The following is an 18,487-nucleotide window of genomic DNA, read 5'->3' as shown; positions in this document are numbered from 1 at the left end:
CCGGCGCCCGCCGCGACTACTCCCGCGGGCTGAGGCCGATGAAGGCGCCGAGTTCCTCCAGTGCCGCCGGTTTGTGCGGCATATAGCTGGTGAGCTCGGGGGAGCGGATGATGACGGCCCGCCACTGCCCGCGCGAGACTGCCACATTGATGCGGTTCCGGTTGAGCAGGAATTCCGCGCCGCGCGGAGCCTCCGCTACCGCCGAACACGCCATGGAGACGAACACTACCGGGGCTTCCTGGCCCTGGAACTTGTCCACCGTGCCCACCTTCACCTCCGGCAGCCCGGCTTCGGCCAACGCTCTCCGGACCAAATGCACCTGGGCGTTGTAGGCGGCCACCACCATCAGGTCCTGCTGCTCCAGCGGGCGTGACCCCGCGTCCGGGCCGGAGGTCCACTTCAGGCCGAGGTGGCGGCGCGCCTGCCGCACCACTTCCTCCGCCTCTTCCTTGGACGCTGTGGCATTGCCACTGTGGTTGACGAACACCGTCTCCACCCCGGGCGGCAGCCCATCGAGTTCGCGCTGGCCCGCGGCCGGTGCGGACTGCAGCTTGCCGTCGTAGCTGAGGTTCGAAACTGCCCTGCACAGCTCCGGGTGCATCCGCCAGGTATCGGCGAGGAAGTAGCCCAGGCTTGCGGGGAGGGTCGCATGCCCCGCGGCGAGCCAGCCCAGGGCTGATTCGTCCACTGGTTCCGGATGTGCCCCTTGGGTGACCTGGGGGAGCTGCTGCGGATCGCCCAACAAGAGGAGGCGTTTCGCCGCGCGGGAGACCGCCAGGGTGTTGGCCAGCGAGAACTGGCCGGCTTCGTCGATCACCAGCAGGTCCAGGGACCCGGCGGGGACTTCCTTGCCGGTCATGGTCCATGCGGTGCCGCCCACCAGGCAGCCGCCGGGTGCGGCCAGCATGCGTCCCACATCACGCTCATCCGTTGCCGTCCACGGGACAGAGTGGGGCGCGGCGAGCTTTTTGGCCACAAGCGAAGGGTCCACGCGGCCCGCCTCGACGGCACGGCAGAGGAGGTTTTCCACCACATTGTGCGACTGCGCAACCACCCCCACCTTCCAGCCCGCCCGCACCAGCTCGCCGATCACATGCGCGCCGATGTGGGTCTTGCCCGTTCCCGGGGGTCCTTGAACGGCCAGGTATGAGGTATCGAGGTCCCGCAGGGATGCGGCAATGGCTCCGGCGTAGTCGACGGTGCCGTCCGGCAGGTGCCGGACCCCGGCCGGGGCGCCCATGCTGCGGAACCGCGGAGGCACCTTGCGCAGGATGTCCAGGCCCGGCTGTGCGGGCAGTCCGGGCACGGTGGAGCCGACAGTCCTGGCCAGTTCCGCGATGGCGGCCTCAATGTTGTCTGTTGGGATGGGGGTGTCCTCGGTCAGCGCTATGGGAAGGTGCGGGTACGCGGCCACCTTTCCGGATTCCCGCTCCGAGATGGTGATGATGGTGTGCTCCGGGTTGTCCGGCGCCGCCGCGAGGTCGTGGATGCGGGTCTTGAAGGCATAGGCCTTGGCCTGTGGTGTTGCATTCGGGGCAGCCATGCCCTCGGGCCCGGGGGCTTCATAGAGCCGGCACCAGTTGGAATCGACCCGGAAATCTGAACCTTCCGTCATGGTGCCGCGGAGCTGCAAGACCCTGGTCCGCATCCGTTCCCGTGGTTTGGCGAGGGCCCAGTCCGAAATGACCTCCGCCGATGACACTGTGAACACGTTCCGCTGGTCCGCCCAGTTCTCCACAGGCGCTTCGACGCGGTCGAAATGCTGCCACCAAAACTGTTTCCGCTCGCGCCGGTGGTAGCCGGTGGCCGCTGCCACCATGGCGACGGCCCGCTCATCATCGGTCCAGGGCCGGTCATCGGGAAGGGCCGAGAGGTACCCGCGCAGCTGCAGTTCCTCGGGGGTTTCGTCCGGCGCGTCCGGGAGGTCGTCGGGCGGGGGATTTCCGATAGGCGTGGTGGCGGCCGGCGGGCCACCGGCCCGTGCCGGTTCCGCGGTGTTTACCGGCAGCCGGGCGGACCGGGTGTCTGGGACCGCCGTCGGGGCGATCTCCAGCAGCCAGTCCCGGAGCCGCAGGGTGGAAAGGCAGTCGTATCGGTTGTAGTCCGAAATGGACGCCAGGACGGCATCGGCTTCGTCCCGGCGGCCGGCATCACGGGCGGCACAGTAAGCGGCATATGCCACCACGGAGGCGCCGGCATCCTTGACGTCCCCGGACCGCAGGTTGTCTCCCATATACAGCGGTTCCAGCTTCTTGATGGAATACGAGGCCTCGGAGATCCGGATGGAATGCTTGACCGTGGCGTAGAGGTCCACCAGCAGTCCTTGCCGAAGCCAGTCGTCCACCGTGTCCTCGCCTGCCTGGTGCACCAGGGAAAGATTCCGCAGGGCTGTCTTTTCGTAGGCGGCGTAGTGATAGACGTGCATGTCCGGGTACGTCGCACGCCGCTTCTCCACGTAGTCAAGGAAAGCCAGGAAGGCGCGGCGTTCACCGGCGCGGGAATGCGCCCAGAACGGACGGAATGCGGGCTCCTTGGCGGCGTCCGTCCCGGGGGCCTCGATGACCCCGAAAAGGTACTCGATTCCCCAGGCACCGGTGGCTGGATCCTGCCAGAGCGGATCGCCTTCGAAGTCGAAGAAGATGTCTCCGGCGCTCGGAGCGGGAAGCGAACCGACGGCGTGGTCCGCAAGGACGGTATAGGAGACCGTATGAGGCTGCCCGTCCTTCATGAACGTGCGGGATCCTGCGGCTGTGTCCAAGCCCAGCTGCATCCGGGCCTGCGCGCGGAGGCGGGCCAGTGACCCCTGTGCATCCGGGGCGGGCATGGCCGCGAGCTGGTCAATGGTGGTGACTCCGGCGGCATGAAGCTTCCGCCGTTGGACGACGGACATCCCGGCGACCATCAGGAGGTCCCGGTGGCGGGTCACCTGCTCGGCGCAGTAGTCGCAGCGGCCGCAATGCACGATGCCGGGCTGTTGCCACTGCACAGGGGCATCTTTGGCGCGGTGGCCGGCCGTCAGGTACCGGAAACGCCGGCGCCGTTCGCGGAAGACCGGAAGCAGGTCCGGCAGGGAATGGCTGCTTCGGAGCCAGTCGTCGCCGACACGGGTCCCCAGCACCAGCGTGACGACGGGGGAGGGATCCAGCCCCATCCCGAGAAGCTGGTCGCCGTAGGCAGCCAGTTGCAGCAGGGCCCCCACCTTGGCGTGCCGGGCAAGCTTGGTGTCCCAGACCTCGTACCGGCCCGGGTTTCCGGTGCCTGCGGCCTCGTTGACCAGGAAGTCGGCGTAGCCCAGGAACTCGCCGTCGAAGAAAGTTGCCTGGAACACCACGTCGGCCCCGGAGCGAAGGGCAAGTTCGGTTTCAGCATGTTTTGCCTGCAGCTCACCGCGCAGGTTCAGGCCGCGTTCCAGGGAGTAGACACCCGAACCCCGGCTGGCATCCCACGGGCCATACTTGGCCACCAGGCTGGCCAGCACGGTTTGTTCATGCCGGTCGCCCAGTTCGCCGGCCCGCTTCTGCATCTCGTCCACGGGGAACTCCGCTTTGGGAGCACGACCCAGCTTTTCGTCCAGGATCCGGAGTGTGCGGTACTCACATTCGGAGGCCGCCACAAGGTCGCTGGCGGAGAAGACCAGGTCCGGCGGCGCGTCGGATCCGGCATCATGACCGGCAGCGTCCAGCAGAAACACGGGGCCTCCCCAACTGTTTGCGGGCCCGGAGTCGGTTCCCCCGGCCTGGAATCAAACCTAGCAAGGAGGGCCGACAAAAAGGGCTGCGCGCTTTCCAGCACCTTGAGGGACAGGTGCATGGACCCGGGCGCGGCCCGCCGGGCTGGGCGTAGAGTTCAACGGGGGCGCCTCCGCGCGGTTTCCCTTCGACCCCAAGACCGCGCCTGTCAACCGGCGCCTGGACGGATCGGTGTACGACTGGTGAACACTGCAGCCTTTGAATCCTTTGACGTGGTGGTGATGGGGGAGATCCTCATCGAAGTCGCCACCGACCAGCCCTTCGGCCATGGCGTACCGGCACGGCTGGGCATCTCCGGAGACGCCCTCAATGTCGCTGCAGCCGCCGCAGCAGCGGGTGCCCGCGTGGGCCTGCTGTCCGTGCTCACGGACGACGACCTGGGTCAGGCCATCGCGGCCCGGATCGCCGAGCTGGGGATCGTCACCGACCAGTTGACGTTCCGTCGCGGGCAGCAGGGCGTCTACCTGGTGCACAGCGACCCCGACGGCGAACGCGAATTCACCTACGCCCGCAGCGGCAGCGTCGGGTCCACCCTTGGGCCGGACGATGTCGACCCGGACGTCTTCGGCGCGGCCGGCGCGGTGGTGGCGGGCGGCATCACCTGCGCCATTTCGACGACGGCGCGCGCCGCCGTCGTCAAGGCCGCGTCCGCAGCCAAACGCTTTGTCTACGACCCCAACTACCGGCCCCGGCTCACCACCGCTGTGGACGCGGCGGCGGCACTGACCGAACTTGCCGCACAGGCCTTCCTGGTGACGCCCTCCTTCCCGGGCGAGACGGCAGCCCTGCTGGGAGTTTCCTCGCCCGAAGCATCGGCCGCGAAGCTGCGCTCGATGGGGGCCGCCAACGTAGCTGTCACCTGCGGCGCCACGGGCGTCCAGCTCGAATGGTCCGGCGAAACCGGCGTGCAGTCCGCGTGGGTACCGGCCATTCCGGCGCCCGCGGTAGTGGACCAGACCGGCGCCGGGGACGCGTTTGTGGGCACGCTCACCGCACGCCTGGTGCTGGGCGACGACTTCCCGACGGCGGCCCGGTATGGTGCGGCGGCTTCCTCACTGGTGGTCGGAGGCAAAGGCGGCACAGGCCTCATCCCCACGTTCGAGCAGATCTCTGCCCACGCCGCAGCCACCTTCCCTGGCGACTGCCGCATCATCGACACCAACGGGCCGGACGGCCTGGGAAATGAGGTCAACCATGGCTGACGCATCAGGAGTCCTCCGCGTGTCACCCGTCATCCCGGTGGTCACCATCGACGACCCCCAGGATGCGGTGCCCCTGGCCCGTGCCCTGGTGGACGGCGGCGTGAAGATCATTGAGCTGACCCTGCGCACGGACTCCGCACTGACCTCGCTGAAGCTGATCGCCCGGGAGGTGCCGGACATCCTGGTGGGCGCCGGCACCATCCTCACGCCGGGGCAGGCCGACGCCGCAGTCCAGGCGGGGGCCACGTTCCTGGTCAGCCCGGGTGTCACCCCCGCGCTGCTCACCCACATGCTGTCCCTGGACGTCCCGGTGCTGCCCGGCGTCGCCACTGTCGGGGAGGTAATGGCCGTCCTGGAGGCCGGTTTGGATGCGATGAAGTTCTTCCCCGCCGGGCCTGCAGGCGGGCCGTCCTACCTGGCCGCCATCGGGGCCCCCATCCCGCACGTGCAGTTCTGCCCTACCGGCGGCATCAGCCCGGCCACCGCCCCGGACTACCTCAAGCTGCCCAACGTGGCCTGCGTCGGCGGCAGCTGGCTCACCCCGGCAGACGCCGTCGCGGCCAAGGACTGGGACCGGATCACCAGCCTGGCAGGCGGCGCGGCCGCGCTGGGCCGGTAATCCGCCCCGCCGCAGCGCCCGGGAGTCAGCTTTCGGCCGCGGCGCCCCTGACCTGGGCCTTGTCGTGCTCGTCATGGGCGCTGCGAAGCAGCTCCAGGAACTCCGTTTCGTGCCGGACAAGCCGCTTATACTTTTCCGGAAGCTTGCGGATCTGGTCTTCTTCGCGGCACATCTTGGCGAAGATCTTGTCCCGTTCCGCCATGTCGGTCTCGTAGTTGAGGTCAAGGTACTCGACGGCGTGCCGCCTGGCCCCGGAGACAGTGTTCTTGGCTTTGCCCTTGGGGCTGAAGATCGACGCCAGGATCGTCAGCAGCAGCACGCCGAGGATCACGCCCAGGGAAACCCCGGTGCTGACTTCCACCACGTTGACGTGCTCGCCGTCGTTGATGAACGGCAGGGTGTTCTCGTGCAGGGCGTGCAGGACCAGCTTCACGCCGATGAAACCGAGGATGACGGCCAGCCCGTATGAGAGGAAGATCAGCCGGTCCAGCAGGCCGTCGATGAGGAAGAACAGCTGGCGCAGGCCCATCAGCGAGAACGCCGTGGCCGTGAAGACGATGAACACGTTCTGGGTCAGGCCGAAGATCGCCGGGATGGAATCCAGGGCGAACAGGATGTCCGTGCCGCCGATCGCCACCATCACCAGCAGCATGGGGGTCAGCACCCGCTTGCCGTTCTCCACGGTGAACAGCTTGTCGCCGTCGTAGTGTTCGGACGCCGGCAGGAATTTCTTGGCGAGCCGCACCACCAGGCCGTCGGAGTCGTCGTCGTGGTCATCCGGTTTGAGCAGGTGGCCCGCGGTGACCAGCAGGATAAGCCCGAAAATGTAGAAGACCCAGGCGAAACTGTTGATCAGCGCGGCGCCCAGGAAGATGAACGCGGTGCGGGCGACCAGGGAGAAAATGATGCCGAACAGGAGCACCTTCTGCTGGTCCGCGCGCGGCACTTTGAAGCTGGCCATGATGATGAGGAATACGAAGAGGTTGTCAACGGACAAGGCCTTTTCCGTGACATAGCCCGCGAAGTATTCGGTGCCCATGTCCGGCCCGCCGAAGATTAGGACAGCCAGCCCGAACAGCACCGCGATGCTCACGTAGATGGCGGACCAGACGGCCGATTCCTTCAGGGACGGGGTGTGGGCCTTCCGGACATGGAAGAAGAAATCGAAGGCCAGCAGCCCTGCGATAACCACAATGGTCAGGATCCAGGCGTAGGCAGGGGTTTCCACGCGGCGGGCCTTTCGTCGGAGGTTACCCCAGCCTACCTAAGCGGGCTTCAGGAGATGGTGCTCCACGACGGCGGACCGCGACAGCGTCTTGTACCCCTCCTGTTCGAACAGCACTGTGATGACGTCCCCCTCCTGCCGCATCACCAGGCCCGGCCCCCACTCCTTGTGCACCACTGTGGACTGTGGCGGGAACGGTGCACCGGCGCTGTACGCCGGACCGCCGTCGTCGTCCGTGTCCTTGCCGGCCGGAGGCGCAGCTGCTCGGTGGACTTCCGCCGTGCACGCGTCGCAGTTTCCGCACGGTTCAGGCATGTCCTCGCCGAAGTAGCCCAGCAGGAACCGCCGCCGGCAGCCGTCCGCCTCGGCGTAGGCGCGCATCATGCCCAGCCGGGACTGGTCCACGCGTTGCCGGGCTTCGGCGAGCTCCACGGCGTCCTGCACCAGCGCTGCCGGTTTGGCCTTGGAGGTCAGGCGGACTCCACGTTTCCCGCTGCTTGCGGCACCGATCTCTTCCAGCAGGTTGACCAGCGCCGTGATGCGACGGGCCGGGAGGCCCGTCAGTTCCGCCAGGGATGACTTCGGCGCGGGAGCCTTGGCGGCTTTGAGGACCTTCAGGACCGCCAGCAGCGAACCGGGATCGGGCGAGCGGCTGCTGAAGAATTTCCGCAGCCCCAGGTCCTCCGATCGGTAATGCAGCACGGCGGCCGCGGAGTTTCCGTCGCGGCCGGCGCGGCCTATCTCCTGGTAGTAGGCGTCGAGCGATTCTGGAATGTCGGCATGGACCACGAAGCGGACATTCGGCGTGTCGATGCCCATGCCAAAAGCAGTCGTGGCCACCACCACATCCAATTGGTCATGCAGGAACAGCTCGTGGATGCGTTCCCGGTCCGCGGCGCGCCGGCCGGCGTGGTAAGCCTCGGCGCGCAGCCCCTTTGCCGCCAGCCGCGCCGCGTACTCTTCGGTGTCTTTCCGGGTGGCGGCGTACAGGAGGCCCTTTCCCGTCCGGGCCAGGTCCGCCACCTGCCCCATCACCGCCTTGCGTTTGTCCTTGTCCTTGTGGTGCCGGACCACAGCCAGGCTGATATTGGGCCGGTCGAAGCCGTGGACCAGGACCAGCGGGTCCTTCATGGCCAGCCGCTCCACGATCTCATCGCGCACCGGCGGGGAAGCCGTGGCGGTCAGCGCGGCCACGGGCGGGTTGCCCAGTTGCTCCCGGACCGTGCCCAGGCCCAGGTAGTCCGGGCGGAAGTCATGGCCCCAGGAGGAGACGCAGTGGGCCTCGTCCACCACGAACAGGGACACATCCAAAGCCTTGAGCCGGTCCACCGTTGACGGCCGCGCCAGCTGCTCCGGGGCCAGGAACACGAACACGGCCCTGCCGTCCGCAACCGACTGCCAGGCGGCGTGGACGTCGGCGTCGCTGTGTGCGGAATTGATGGCGACGGCGGCATCCGGCCCCAGATCCGCAACCAGCGATTCACGCTGGTCCTCCTGCAAGGCGATCAGCGGCGAAACCACGACGGCGGGACGCCCGGTGAGGTTGTGAAGGTGCAGGGCTGCGACCTGGTAGATGGCGGACTTTCCGTACCCCGTGGGCATGACGGCCAGGACGTCGCGGCCCCCGGTGAGGGCGGCCATGCCGGCCAGTTGGCCTTCCCGAAGGTTGTCCAGGGAGAAGGACGAGGCCGCAAGGGCGCGAAGGGCAGGTTCGTCGGACATGAAAAAAGGGCTCCGCACGGAAGGAAACAATGGCCGCCTGCTTCAGCCGTGGGAACCAGCCTACGACAGGGCCCTGGTGCTTGACTTCACGGGAATGCTCAACAACTGTGGAGTGACATATCCGCCAATCCAGCCGGTCCTTCCGGGAGCCGGCGAACAAGGAGCATGTTGTGGCGCGCGAGAACCCGAAGGTCGAAGAACCGGAAGAGTCCGATCTCGAGGTGACCGGCCACCCCAAGACCTGGGCCGCGGGAGTTCCGGGCGTCTACCACTCGATGCAGCCGGCGGTCCAGCACATGGGTGTGGAACGGTCGCGGAAAACCCTGTTGGCCCTCAACCAGAAGGACGGCTTCGACTGCATGAGCTGCGCGTGGCCTGATCCCGGCCACCGCAAGACGTTCGAGTTCTGCGAAAACGGTGCCAAAGCCGTCACTTGGGAGGCGACCCCGGTGGTGGTCGGCAGCGAATTCTGGGCAGAGCATCCGGTCAGCGAACTGCGGAAGCGGTCCGAATACTGGTTGGGCATGCAGGGCCGGCTCACCGAGCCCGTCTACAAGGCTGCGGGGGAGGACCACTACCGCCCGGTGACGTGGGAGCGCGCCTTCCAGATCCTGGCTGACAAGCTCAAGTCCCTCCCGGACCCCAACCAGGCCACGTTCTACACCAGCGGCCGCACCTCGAACGAAGCAGCCTTCCTGTACCAGCTGTTCATCCGCGCCTACGGCACCAACAACCTCCCCGACTGCTCCAACATGTGCCACGAATCCTCGGGGTGGGGCATGGGGCAGACCATCGGCGTGGGCAAGGCCACCGTGTCCTACGATGACTTCGGCAAGGCGGATTTGATCATCGTCATGGGCCAGAACCCGGGCACCAACCACCCGCGGATGCTGACGGCGTTGGAAGAAGCCAAGGAAGCCGGCGGCCATATCGTCGCTGTCAACCCGCTGCCCGAGGCTGGACTTCTGCGCTACAAAAACCCGCAGAAGGTCAAGGGCATCATCGGCCACGGCACCCAAATCGCCGACCAGTTCCTGCAGGTGCGCATCGGCGGTGACATGGCGCTGCTCCAGGCGGTGTCCAAGCGCGTGCTCGACGCCGAGGCCGCCAACCCCGGTAAAGTCCTGGACCACGCATTCCTTGCCGAACACTGCGACGGCCTCGAGGAACTGCGGGCGCACCTGGCCCACCTGGACGAAGCCGCGGTGCTGGAAGCCACCGGCCTGCGGTCTGAGGAAATCGACGAACTGGCGGCCCGCTACCTGGGGGCGGACAAGGTGATCATCACCTGGGCCATGGGCATTACCCAGCAGAAAAAGGGCGTTGCCACCATCAAGGAGATCATCAACCTGCTCCTGCTGCGCGGCAACATCGGCAAGCCCGGTGCCGGCGCCTCGCCCATCCGCGGCCACAGCAACGTCCAGGGCGACCGGACCATGGGAATCTGGGAACAGATGCCGCCGGCCTTCCTGGACGCCCTTGGCCGGGAGTTCCAGTTTGAGCCGCCGCGCGACCACGGCCTGGACGCGGTCCAGACCGTCCGTGGAATGCGCGACGGCGGCGTCAAGGTCTTCGTAGGGCTTGGCGGCAACTTCGTGGGCGCCATTTCAGACACCGAGGCCGCCGAAGCGGCCATGGAGAACACTGAACTTTCCGTCCAAATCTCCACCAAGCTCAACCACTCCCACGCCGTGACCGGGGCCGAGGCCCTGATCCTGCCCACCCTGGGCCGGACCGAGATCGACCGGCAGGACTCCGGCCCACAATTCGTCTCGGTGGAGGACACTGTCTGCGCCGTCCATGCCAGCCATGGCGTCGTGGAGCCGGTGGCCCCCGGGCTGCTTTCCGAAGTTGCCATCGTGTGCCGGCTTGCCGCCGCCACGGTGGGGGACCGGACGTCCGCGGACTGGGCCGGGTTCGAAAAGAACTACGACCTCATCCGGGACCACATCGCCCGCGTGGTGGTTGGCTGTGAGGACTACAACACCAAAGTCAGGCAAAAGGGCGGGTTCGTGCTGCCCAACGGTCCGCGGGATTCCCGTACCTTCAACACCCCAACCGGGAAGGCCATGCTCACCGTCAACGAACTCGAACACGTTGACCGGCCGGCCGGGACGCTCATCCTGCAGACCATGCGCTCGCACGACCAGTTCAACACCACCATCTACGGCAACAACGACCGCTACCGGGGCATCAAGAAAGGCCGCGAGGTAGTGTTCGTCAACCCCGTGGACCTTGCCGAACTGGGCCTCGCCGACGGGCAACACGTGGACATCCACGGCGTCTACAAGGACAACGTGGCACGGGTCCTGCGCAACTACCGGGTGGTGTCCTACCCGTCTGCCAAGGGCTGCGCCGCAGCGTATTACCCCGAGGCCAACGTCCTGGTCCCGTTGGAGAGCGTCGCGGAGGGAAGCCAGACCCCGGCGTCCAAAGCCGTCATCGTCCGCCTTGAGCCTGTGAAAGTCCTTGAAGAGGAGCCCGCCGCCGCAGGCTGACAGGTTGTGGGCCTGTCGAAACCCAGCTGACCGTGCCCCGGCGGCACGCGAACGAGCGACTCCCCGCCGTTTGGACTTTTCCCTGCGTCGCGCGAAGGGGATGTGTCCACATGGCGGGGAGTCTGCAGGCCGTTGCCGGTTACTGTCCCGTGTCCGCCCAGCCGCGGCCGGCGGGCCCGCCGTGCGCGCCGTCGTCGACCAGGCCCAGGGCGACCCGGGCCGCCTTGGCCACGGCAGCCGACGCCGCCTCACGGTTCCCGGCGCTGCCCGTCCCCGCGTCCAGCGCCGCTGCGTACCCCACCAGGAACGTGGTGATGGGCGCGGCCGCATGGATCACGTTGTCGGCGGATTTGCGGGCGAGGTCCAGCAACAGCTCCTGGTCCACGTCGAGGTCCAGGATCTGCAGTGCCTGCGCCAGACGATGGGTCCACTGGTCCAGCACCTGGGCTTCGTCGTCGTTGACTGTCATGGTTTCTCCTTTGCTGACACCGGATGTCTCAGGTGTCGATAGTGGACATGTTCGGGTAGCGGGCGCCCGCTGTCGACCCTGCGGGGGCCAATTCGTCCAGCAGCCGCAGCTCATCGGCGCTGAGCTCCACTTCCACCGCGCCCAGGTTCTCGCGCAGCCGCTCGCGCTTCTTGGTGCCTGGGATCGGGACAATATGTTCACCCTGTGCCAGCAGCCAGGCGAGTGCCAGCTGGCCGGGAGTGCACTGCTTGTGGTCGGCCAGTTCCTTCACCCGGTCCACGAGCTCAAGGTTCCGGGTGAAGTTCTCGCCCTGGAACCGTGGCGAATGCCGGCGGAAGTCGTCGTCGGCGAAGTCGTCCACGCTGCGGATCTGACCCGTCAGGAACCCGCGGCCCAGCGGACTGTACGGCACGAACCCGATTCCCAGCTCGTCGAGCACGGGAAACACCTTGGTTTCCGGCTCCCGCTCCCACAGCGAATATTCCGTCTGCAGCGCCGTGATCGGGTGCACCGCATGCGCCCGGCGGATGGTGTCCGCCGACGCCTCGGACAAACCGAGGTGCCGGACCTTCCCGGCCTGGACCAGTTCCGCCATGGCGCCCACCGTGTCCTCGATAGGAACCGTCTTGTCCACCCTGTGCTGGAAGTAGAGGTCGATGTGGTCCACGCCCAGCCGCCGGAGGCTGGCGTCGCAGGCCGACTTGACGTACTCGGGGCGGCCGTTGATGCCCACCCAGGAACCATCCTCGCGGCGTTCGTTGCCGAACTTGGTGGCGAGCACCACGTCATCGCGCCGGCCCGCTATTGCGCGGCCCACCAACTGTTCGTTGGTGAAGGGCCCGTACATGTCCGCCGTGTCCAGCAGCGACCCGCCGGCGTCCAGGAACTCGTGGATCGTGGCAATCGATTCCTGCTCGTCGCCGTCGCCGTAGAACTCGCTCATGCCCATGCAGCCAAGGCCCAGGGCGGAAACAGTCAATTGTCCAATAGTGCGTGTTTTCATGCCGTTCTCCTCAACGGTAGAACTTGCCTTAGGGGCAGCCGGCCCGCCTGTTTGCGCGGAAGCCGGTGGGTGCCGCGTACGCCACTATAGGCGCTTCCCCTTGGGGACGCGTCGATAGACAGTTGCCCCGGCAAACAGGGGGCACCTACCCCTAGACCGCTCCCGGGGGCCTGCCTAGACTGGGCGGACCCCACGCCGGGAACCTGCCCCTGATATTCATCAGGAATCGCCAGTGGAGCAGGGCGGGTCCCATGTCCGGGGTTTTTCAACCTACCCAGATCACTGCCGTCCCACCGGACGGACCTGACTACAGGAGCGATAGATGACAGGGAACAAAGCCGTTGCCTACAAGGAAGCCGGCAAGGTCGAAGTAATTGATATTGACTACCCTACGTTCGAACTCAAGGACGGGCCGGGGGTCAACCCCGCCAACGTGGGGCGCCCCGTCCACCACGGGGTCATCCTCAAGACAGTCGCCACCAATATTTGTGGTTCGGACCAGCACATGGTCCGCGGCCGCACCACGGCTCCGCCGAACCTGGTCCTGGGCCACGAGATTACCGGCGAAGTGGTGGAGGTAGGCCGCGACGTCGAATTCATCAAGGTGGGCGATCTCTGCTCAGTGCCGTTCAACATCGCCTGCGGCCGCTGCCGGAACTGCAAGGAGCGCAAGACCGGCATCTGCCTGAACGTGAACCCGGACCGTCCAGGCAGCGCCTACGGTTACGTGGACATGGGCGGCTGGGTAGGGGGCCAGGCGAACTACGTGCTGGTGCCGTACGCCGACTGGAACCTGTTGAAGTTCCCGGACAAGGACAAGGCCATGGAGAAGATCCTGGACCTGGCCATGCTTTCGGATATCTTCCCCACCGGGTTCCACGGCGCGGTCACGGCCGGGGTGGGTGTTGGATCCACGGTGTATGTTGCGGGTGCCGGCCCGGTGGGCCTCGCCGCCGCCACCAGCGCGCACCTGCTGGGTGCCGCCGTCGTCATTGTGGGCGATATGAACGAGGGCAGGCTGTCCCAGGCGCGCAGCTTCGGTTGCGAGACGGTGGACCTGTCCAAGGGTGATCCGAAGGACCAGATCGAGCAGATCCTCGGCATCCCCGAGGTGGACTGCGGTGTGGACGCCGTCGGCTTCGAGGCGAAGGGGCACGGCCACGACGCCAAGGAGGCGCCGGCGACGGTCCTGAACTCCCTGATGGAGCTCACGGCGGCCGGCGGGGCCCTTGGCATCCCCGGCCTGTACGTCACCGGCGACCCGGGCGGCATCGACGAGGCCGCCAAGAAGGGTGCCTTGTCGCTGAGCCTGGGCACCGGCTGGGCCAAGTCCTTGAGCTTCACCACGGGCCAGTGCCCGGTCATGAAGTACAACCGGCAGTTGATGATGGCCATCCTGAACGACCGGGTGCACATTGCCAAGAACGTCAACGCCAAGGCGATTCCGTTGGAAGACGCGCCCAAGGGCTATGCCGAGTTCGACGCCGGCGCGGCCACCAAGTACGTCCTGAATCCGAACGGCTACCTCAGCTGAGCCGTGGGCGGACGGTGATGCCACGAGGGACTCCTCTCAGGCGGAAATAAGTGCTGCCCGGGCCGGGTTAGGCTTTGCACGGGCAGCACGACCGCAACGAAGGAGTTTCCCTTGAGTGATATCACCGTCCGCCACAACGCCGAGCGCAGCCGTTTCGAGATCCTCGACCGCGGGAACGTGATCGGCAAGGCCGCCTACCAGGATTACGACGGCGGCGCGTCACCACAGCGGATTTTCTACCACACGGTGATCAACGAGGAATACGGCGGGCAGGGCCTGGCCGGGAAGCTCGCCGCGGCTGCCTTGGACGCGACGGTGGAGGCCGGGACGGGCATTGTCCCGGTCTGCCCGTTCATCAAGAAGTTCGTGGCCAAGCACCCGGAGTACTCGGACAGTGTGGTGGCCGTGGCTCCGGCGCACCTGGAATTCCTCGAAACCGCCCTTTCGGCCAGGGCCCGGGCGTAGCCCCGGGCGGCGCAAACGTTGATTGTGGGCCGGCCGGGCGGTCCGGTGGAACACACCGCAAGTCTTCAGGAAGCTCCCAAACTCCGGTGATTTAATCGCATCTGTCAGCGCGGCTCAACGCCGCGCTGACGTTGTTTGTCATTGCCGAGGCGGGACAGGAGCCCTTGTATGTCCGAGCACCCCCAGGTGCCCACACCAGGCCGCGCCGCTCCGCCGCCACCGCCCGCCCAGCCGGCCCCCGGGAGGGGCCGGGGCATCCGTACGCTGGTCATCCTGGCCCTTGCCGTCATACTGGTCATCGCGGGAACCATCGCCCTTGCCGTAGCCCGGTCCGAGCCGCCGACCGGTTCCGTTGCCCCCACCCAGCCTGTGGCGGCGCCGGCACCCGTTGCGGCAGCCCCGGAGTCCCTGCAGGACAGCGTGGACACCATCCTCAGCGAGGCGGACCAGTACCGGATCGGGCTGGCGCTCGCGGACGTGTCCGGCGGCGCGGAACGCACGTTCGGCGATGCGGACGCCTTCACCGCGGCCAGCACGGCGAAGATCCTGACAGCTGCTGCCTACTATCACTTGGTGGAAGAGGGGGAGGCGGCCCTGGATGAGCCCATGGGCGACTACGACGCCGCTTTCCAGCTCAAAGCCATGGTCAACGACAGCAACAACGACTCCTGGCAGCTGCTGATGGACGCCGTCGGGTACCCCCAGTTGATTGCCTACGCGGCCTCCATCGGTGTTACCTACGACCCCGAAAAGAACCTGTTGACCGCGGCGGACATGGCCCTGATCCTGAAAAAGCTGTACGCGGGGGAGCTGCTCAACGCCGACAACACCGCCCAACTGCTCAGCTACATGCAGGACACCAACAACGAAGACCTCATTCCCGCCGGCTCCAGGGCAGGCATCGACGTCCACCACAAATACGGTGAGCTCTCCGGCGAACTGCATGACGCCGCACTGCTGAGCTACCGCGGCTCGACCTTCGCCCTGGTGATCTACACGGAAAACCGGGACGGCGTGGCCGATGACGGGCAGGCCGAGGTGATCCGGGACCTGACCCGGGCCGTTGAGGATGCATTGTTCCCGGCTGGGGTGGCGGGCAGGTAGCCAACGCCAACCCGCGCCGTGGTCCGCCGACTCGCCCTCAGTGAGCGCTTTGGGCCAGACTGTTACCGTGAGCAACAACCCACGGACTGCCTTGGCCGTCGCAGGCCTCAGCCTGGGCACGGCACTGAACCCGCTCAACTCCTCCATGATCGCCGTGGCCCTGGTGGTGCTGCGCGCCGATTTCGGGCTCGACGTTGCGGCCGTCACCTGGGTGGTCACATCCTTCTACCTTGCTTCTGCGGCCGGCCAGCCGGTGATGGGCAGGTTGGCGGACCGGTTTGGGCCACGACGGATGTTCATGCTGGGCATGGGGCTGGTGGCCGTTACCTGCGCCCTGGCACCGCTGGCCCCGAACTTTGCCTTGCTCTGCGTGGCCCGGGCGGTCATGGCACTGGGCACGGCCACCGCGTACCCCAGCGCCGTGGTGATGGTGGGGGCGATTGCGCACCGGGCCAAGGTGGACTCGGCCCGGCCGCTGGGCCGGCTCCAAATGGCGAACACGTCGGCAGCTGCCGTGGGGCCCGTCGTCGGCGGTTTGCTCGTGGGCTTCGTGGGCTGGCAGTCGCTGTTCCTGATTAATGTTCCGCTGGCGGTGGCGGCGCTGCTGATCGTGCGGCAGGCCGCACCTGCGGACCAGGTCCGCGAGCGCGGCAGCGTGGCCCAGCTGGTGCGGGACTCGGATGTTCCGGGCATCGCAGGCTTTATCGGTGCCCTGCTGCTGGTCATGATGGCGGCGCTGAATGTGGCGCCTGACTACCGCTGGTGGATGCTGGCCGCCGGCACGGTTGTGGCAGCCCTCTTCGCCTGGCGGGAGCTGCGGTTCGCCAAGCCGTTCCTGGACCTGCGGCTGCTGGGCCGGAACAGGCCCCTCATGCTCGTTTACCTGGCGTTCGCGGTGTTCAGCAGCGTCTACTACTTCGTCTTTTTCGGCCTGCCCCAGCTCTTGCAGGAGGCGGGCGGCTATGATCCCGGCGTCGTGGGCCTGTTGATGCTGCCCCTTGCCGGGATGTCGGTGGTGGCCACTCCGTGGGCGGTCTCCGCGATGGGAAGGTTCGGTGTGCGCCGGGTGCTGCTCGCCGGCGTCGTCCTCCTGACGCTTGTGGCGGCACTGATGTGGCTGCTGACCGGCACACTGGCCATCCCCTTCGTGGCGGTCCTGACCGCGCTGATGGGGATTCCCTACGGAACCGTCAGTATCGCCACCAACCAAGGCATGTTCGTCTCCACCCGGCCGCAGGACCGCGGCGTCGCGGCAGGGATCTACCAGACGTGCCGCTACGTTGGCGCGATCACCGCTACCGTGATGATCGGTGTGTTCGCGTCCGGTGGCGTGCACCAGGACAGCTGGATGCGGATGGTCCTGGCCATGCTGGTGCTCTGCGCCGTGACGCTCGGGATCTCTGTTTTCTGGCGGCAGCAGAAGGCGTAGCCGCCTTACCCGCCGGCACCCGACGGCGGCGTCACCGGGGTGACCCGGACCCGTGCAATCCGCAGCTTGTCCATGCTGAGGACCGTCAGCACGTACCCCGGGACCTGCACCCGGTCACCGGCCTGCGCCAGCCGCCCCAAGCGGGACATCATGAAGCCTGCCACCGTCTCATAGCGTCCCTCGGGCAATTCGATTCCGGAGGCTGACGTGAACTCCTGCAGGATCAGGCCGCCGTCCACCTCGATGGACCCGTTGGCAACGGTGACACGGTCCTCGTGTTCAGCGCCGGTGTCGTACTCGTCATAGATCTCGCCCACGAGTTCTTCCACGAGGTCTTCGAGCGTGACCACACCGTCGGTGCCGCCGTATTCGTCCACCACCAAGACAATGTGCTGGTTTGTCTTGCGCATCCGGGACAGCGACGGAAGGACCCTGTTGGTTCCCGGCATGGCCAGCATGGTCCGGGCAATATCCTTCACCGGCGCCTGGTCCTGCGCCTCGCCCCGGGGCATCAGGTCGCGGATATGGACGAAGCCCAGGACGTCGTCGGGGGTCCTGCCAATCACCGGAAACCGGGAGTAGGGGCCGTCCCTGACCATTTCGCGGGCGGCAGCGACCGTTGTGGTCCCGTTGATGAAGGTCACTTCCGTGCGGGGACGCATGACCTCCTGCAGGGTCCGGTCGCCGGCGCCGAACACATCGGCCAGGATGTGGCGGTTGCTTTCCTCAAGGGCCTCGCTTTCCGCCACCATGTCCCACAGCTCCTCCGACGTGATGCTTGCCCGTTTGGCATGCGGGTCGCCGCCGAACAGCCGTACCACCGCATCGGTGGAGACGGACAGCAGCCAGATGACCGGCCGCATAACCCTGGAAAGGGTGATCAGCGGCGGAGCCAGGATCCTGGTCAGGGCGACGGGGTTTTGCAGGGCCAGCCTCTTGGGTGCCAGCTCGCCCAGGACCAAGGACAGGTAGGCCACCAGCAGCGTCATGCCAACGAACGACGCCGGCCCGGCGGCGGCCCCGAGCCCAAGGGCTTCCAGGAGGGGCACGACGACGGGCGCGATCGCCGAGGCGCCGTACGCTGCCGAGAAGAACCCGGCCAGGGTCACCCCGATTTGGACCGTGGAGAGGAACCGGTTGGGATTCCGCGCCAGGGCGGCGGTCCGGACCCCGGACTCGCCGGACTTTTCGATGCGGCGGATCTGGCCCTCGTGCAGGGACACCAGGGCCATTTCCGCTGCGGCAAAGACTCCGCCCAGCAGAACGAAACTGAGAACCAGAGCGATGTTGACCAGGGTGCCGCTGTCCATGAGTTGACCTTAGACCCGCGGGTGGCCGCGTGGACGCGGAGCTCCAGTGCGGGATGCCGGGCGGCTGTCGTCGCTAGACGATATGTAGTAGGAGGTGGCCGGCTTGGGAGGACCACCTGTCGAGCCTCTGGACCCTTCTGGAGGTCCATTGTCGCCGG

General features: G+C 66.9%; 13 protein-coding genes. 7 read left to right on the top strand and 6 right to left on the bottom strand.

What is annotated here, in order from left to right; translation table 11 throughout:
- Nucleotides 1–16 precede the first annotated feature (16 nt).
- Nucleotides 17–3,691, bottom strand: coding sequence for a TM0106 family RecB-like putative nuclease (locus tag DC347_RS17160; protein ID WP_109863805.1), 3,675 nt, complete (start codon nucleotides 3,689–3,691; stop codon nucleotides 17–19).
- A gap of 240 nt (nucleotides 3,692–3,931) precedes the next feature.
- On the opposite strand from DC347_RS17160, the gene DC347_RS17150 reads away from it, so the two are divergent.
- Both DC347_RS17150 and eda read left to right on the top strand, forming a co-directional pair.
- Nucleotides 3,932–4,951: a PfkB family carbohydrate kinase gene (locus DC347_RS17150; protein WP_109863804.1), complete on the top strand. Its 1,020-nt coding sequence runs from the start codon at nucleotides 3,932–3,934 to the stop codon at nucleotides 4,949–4,951.
- The gene (gene eda, locus DC347_RS17145) at nucleotides 4,944–5,570 is read left to right on the top strand and encodes a bifunctional 4-hydroxy-2-oxoglutarate aldolase/2-dehydro-3-deoxy-phosphogluconate aldolase (protein ID WP_109863803.1); all 627 of its coding nucleotides are present in this window, start codon (nucleotides 4,944–4,946) and stop codon (nucleotides 5,568–5,570) included. Before DC347_RS17150 ends, eda begins: the two co-directional genes overlap by 8 nt.
- Nucleotides 5,571–5,595: 25 nt before the next feature.
- Here eda and DC347_RS17140 read toward each other — a convergent pair whose 3' ends face one another.
- Nucleotides 5,596–6,798 (bottom strand): TerC family protein, encoded by a 1,203-nt coding sequence (locus DC347_RS17140; protein ID WP_109863802.1) that lies wholly within the window; start codon nucleotides 6,796–6,798, stop codon nucleotides 5,596–5,598.
- A 36-nt stretch (nucleotides 6,799–6,834) separates the two neighbouring features.
- The gene (locus DC347_RS17135) at nucleotides 6,835–8,517 is read right to left on the bottom strand and encodes an ATP-dependent DNA helicase RecQ (protein WP_109863801.1); all 1,683 of its coding nucleotides are present in this window, start codon (nucleotides 8,515–8,517) and stop codon (nucleotides 6,835–6,837) included.
- Between the two features lie 170 nt (nucleotides 8,518–8,687).
- Between DC347_RS17135 and DC347_RS17130 the strand changes: the two genes are divergently transcribed.
- The gene (locus tag DC347_RS17130; protein WP_109863800.1) at nucleotides 8,688–11,015 is read left to right on the top strand and encodes an FdhF/YdeP family oxidoreductase; all 2,328 of its coding nucleotides are present in this window, start codon (nucleotides 8,688–8,690) and stop codon (nucleotides 11,013–11,015) included.
- Between the two features lie 139 nt (nucleotides 11,016–11,154).
- On the opposite strand, the gene DC347_RS17125 is transcribed toward DC347_RS17130, so the two are convergent.
- Complete coding sequence (locus DC347_RS17125) at nucleotides 11,155–11,484, bottom strand: DUF6457 domain-containing protein (protein ID WP_109863799.1); 330 nt, start codon at nucleotides 11,482–11,484, stop codon at nucleotides 11,155–11,157.
- 28 nt (nucleotides 11,485–11,512) lie between these two features.
- Entirely contained in the window at nucleotides 11,513–12,487 is a 975-nt protein-coding gene (locus DC347_RS17120; RefSeq protein WP_109863798.1) for an aldo/keto reductase, read from the bottom strand.
- Nucleotides 12,488–12,809: 322 nt separating this feature from the next.
- On the opposite strand from DC347_RS17120, the gene fdhA reads away from it, so the two are divergent.
- The 4 genes from fdhA (at nucleotide 12,810) to DC347_RS17100 (ending at nucleotide 17,019) form a co-directional block, all read left to right on the top strand.
- Nucleotides 12,810–14,021 (top strand): formaldehyde dehydrogenase, glutathione-independent, encoded by a 1,212-nt coding sequence (fdhA, locus tag DC347_RS17115; protein ID WP_018762250.1) that lies wholly within the window; start codon nucleotides 12,810–12,812, stop codon nucleotides 14,019–14,021.
- Nucleotides 14,022–14,132: 111 nt separating this feature from the next.
- Nucleotides 14,133–14,486: a GNAT family N-acetyltransferase gene (locus DC347_RS17110; RefSeq protein WP_018762251.1), complete on the top strand. Its 354-nt coding sequence runs from the start codon at nucleotides 14,133–14,135 to the stop codon at nucleotides 14,484–14,486.
- Between the two features lie 168 nt (nucleotides 14,487–14,654).
- Entirely contained in the window at nucleotides 14,655–15,590 is a 936-nt protein-coding gene (locus tag DC347_RS17105) for a serine hydrolase (RefSeq protein ID WP_109863797.1), read from the top strand.
- Nucleotides 15,591–15,657: 67 nt separating this feature from the next.
- Entirely contained in the window at nucleotides 15,658–17,019 is a 1,362-nt protein-coding gene (locus DC347_RS17100; RefSeq protein WP_026264715.1) for an MFS transporter, read from the top strand.
- 5 nt (nucleotides 17,020–17,024) lie between these two features.
- Here the strand turns inward: DC347_RS17100 and DC347_RS17095 are convergent, their stop codons facing one another.
- Entirely contained in the window at nucleotides 17,025–18,329 is a 1,305-nt protein-coding gene (locus DC347_RS17095) for a hemolysin family protein (RefSeq protein WP_018762254.1), read from the bottom strand.
- Nucleotides 18,330–18,487 lie beyond the last annotated feature (158 nt).

This window comes from Pseudarthrobacter sp. AG30 (genome assembly GCF_003116525.1).
In the GTDB taxonomy this organism is placed as follows: Bacteria; Actinomycetota; Actinomycetes; order Actinomycetales; family Micrococcaceae; genus Arthrobacter.
The sequence above is the reverse complement of the archived record's forward strand: the minus strand, read 5'-3'. Positions and strand labels throughout refer to the sequence as shown.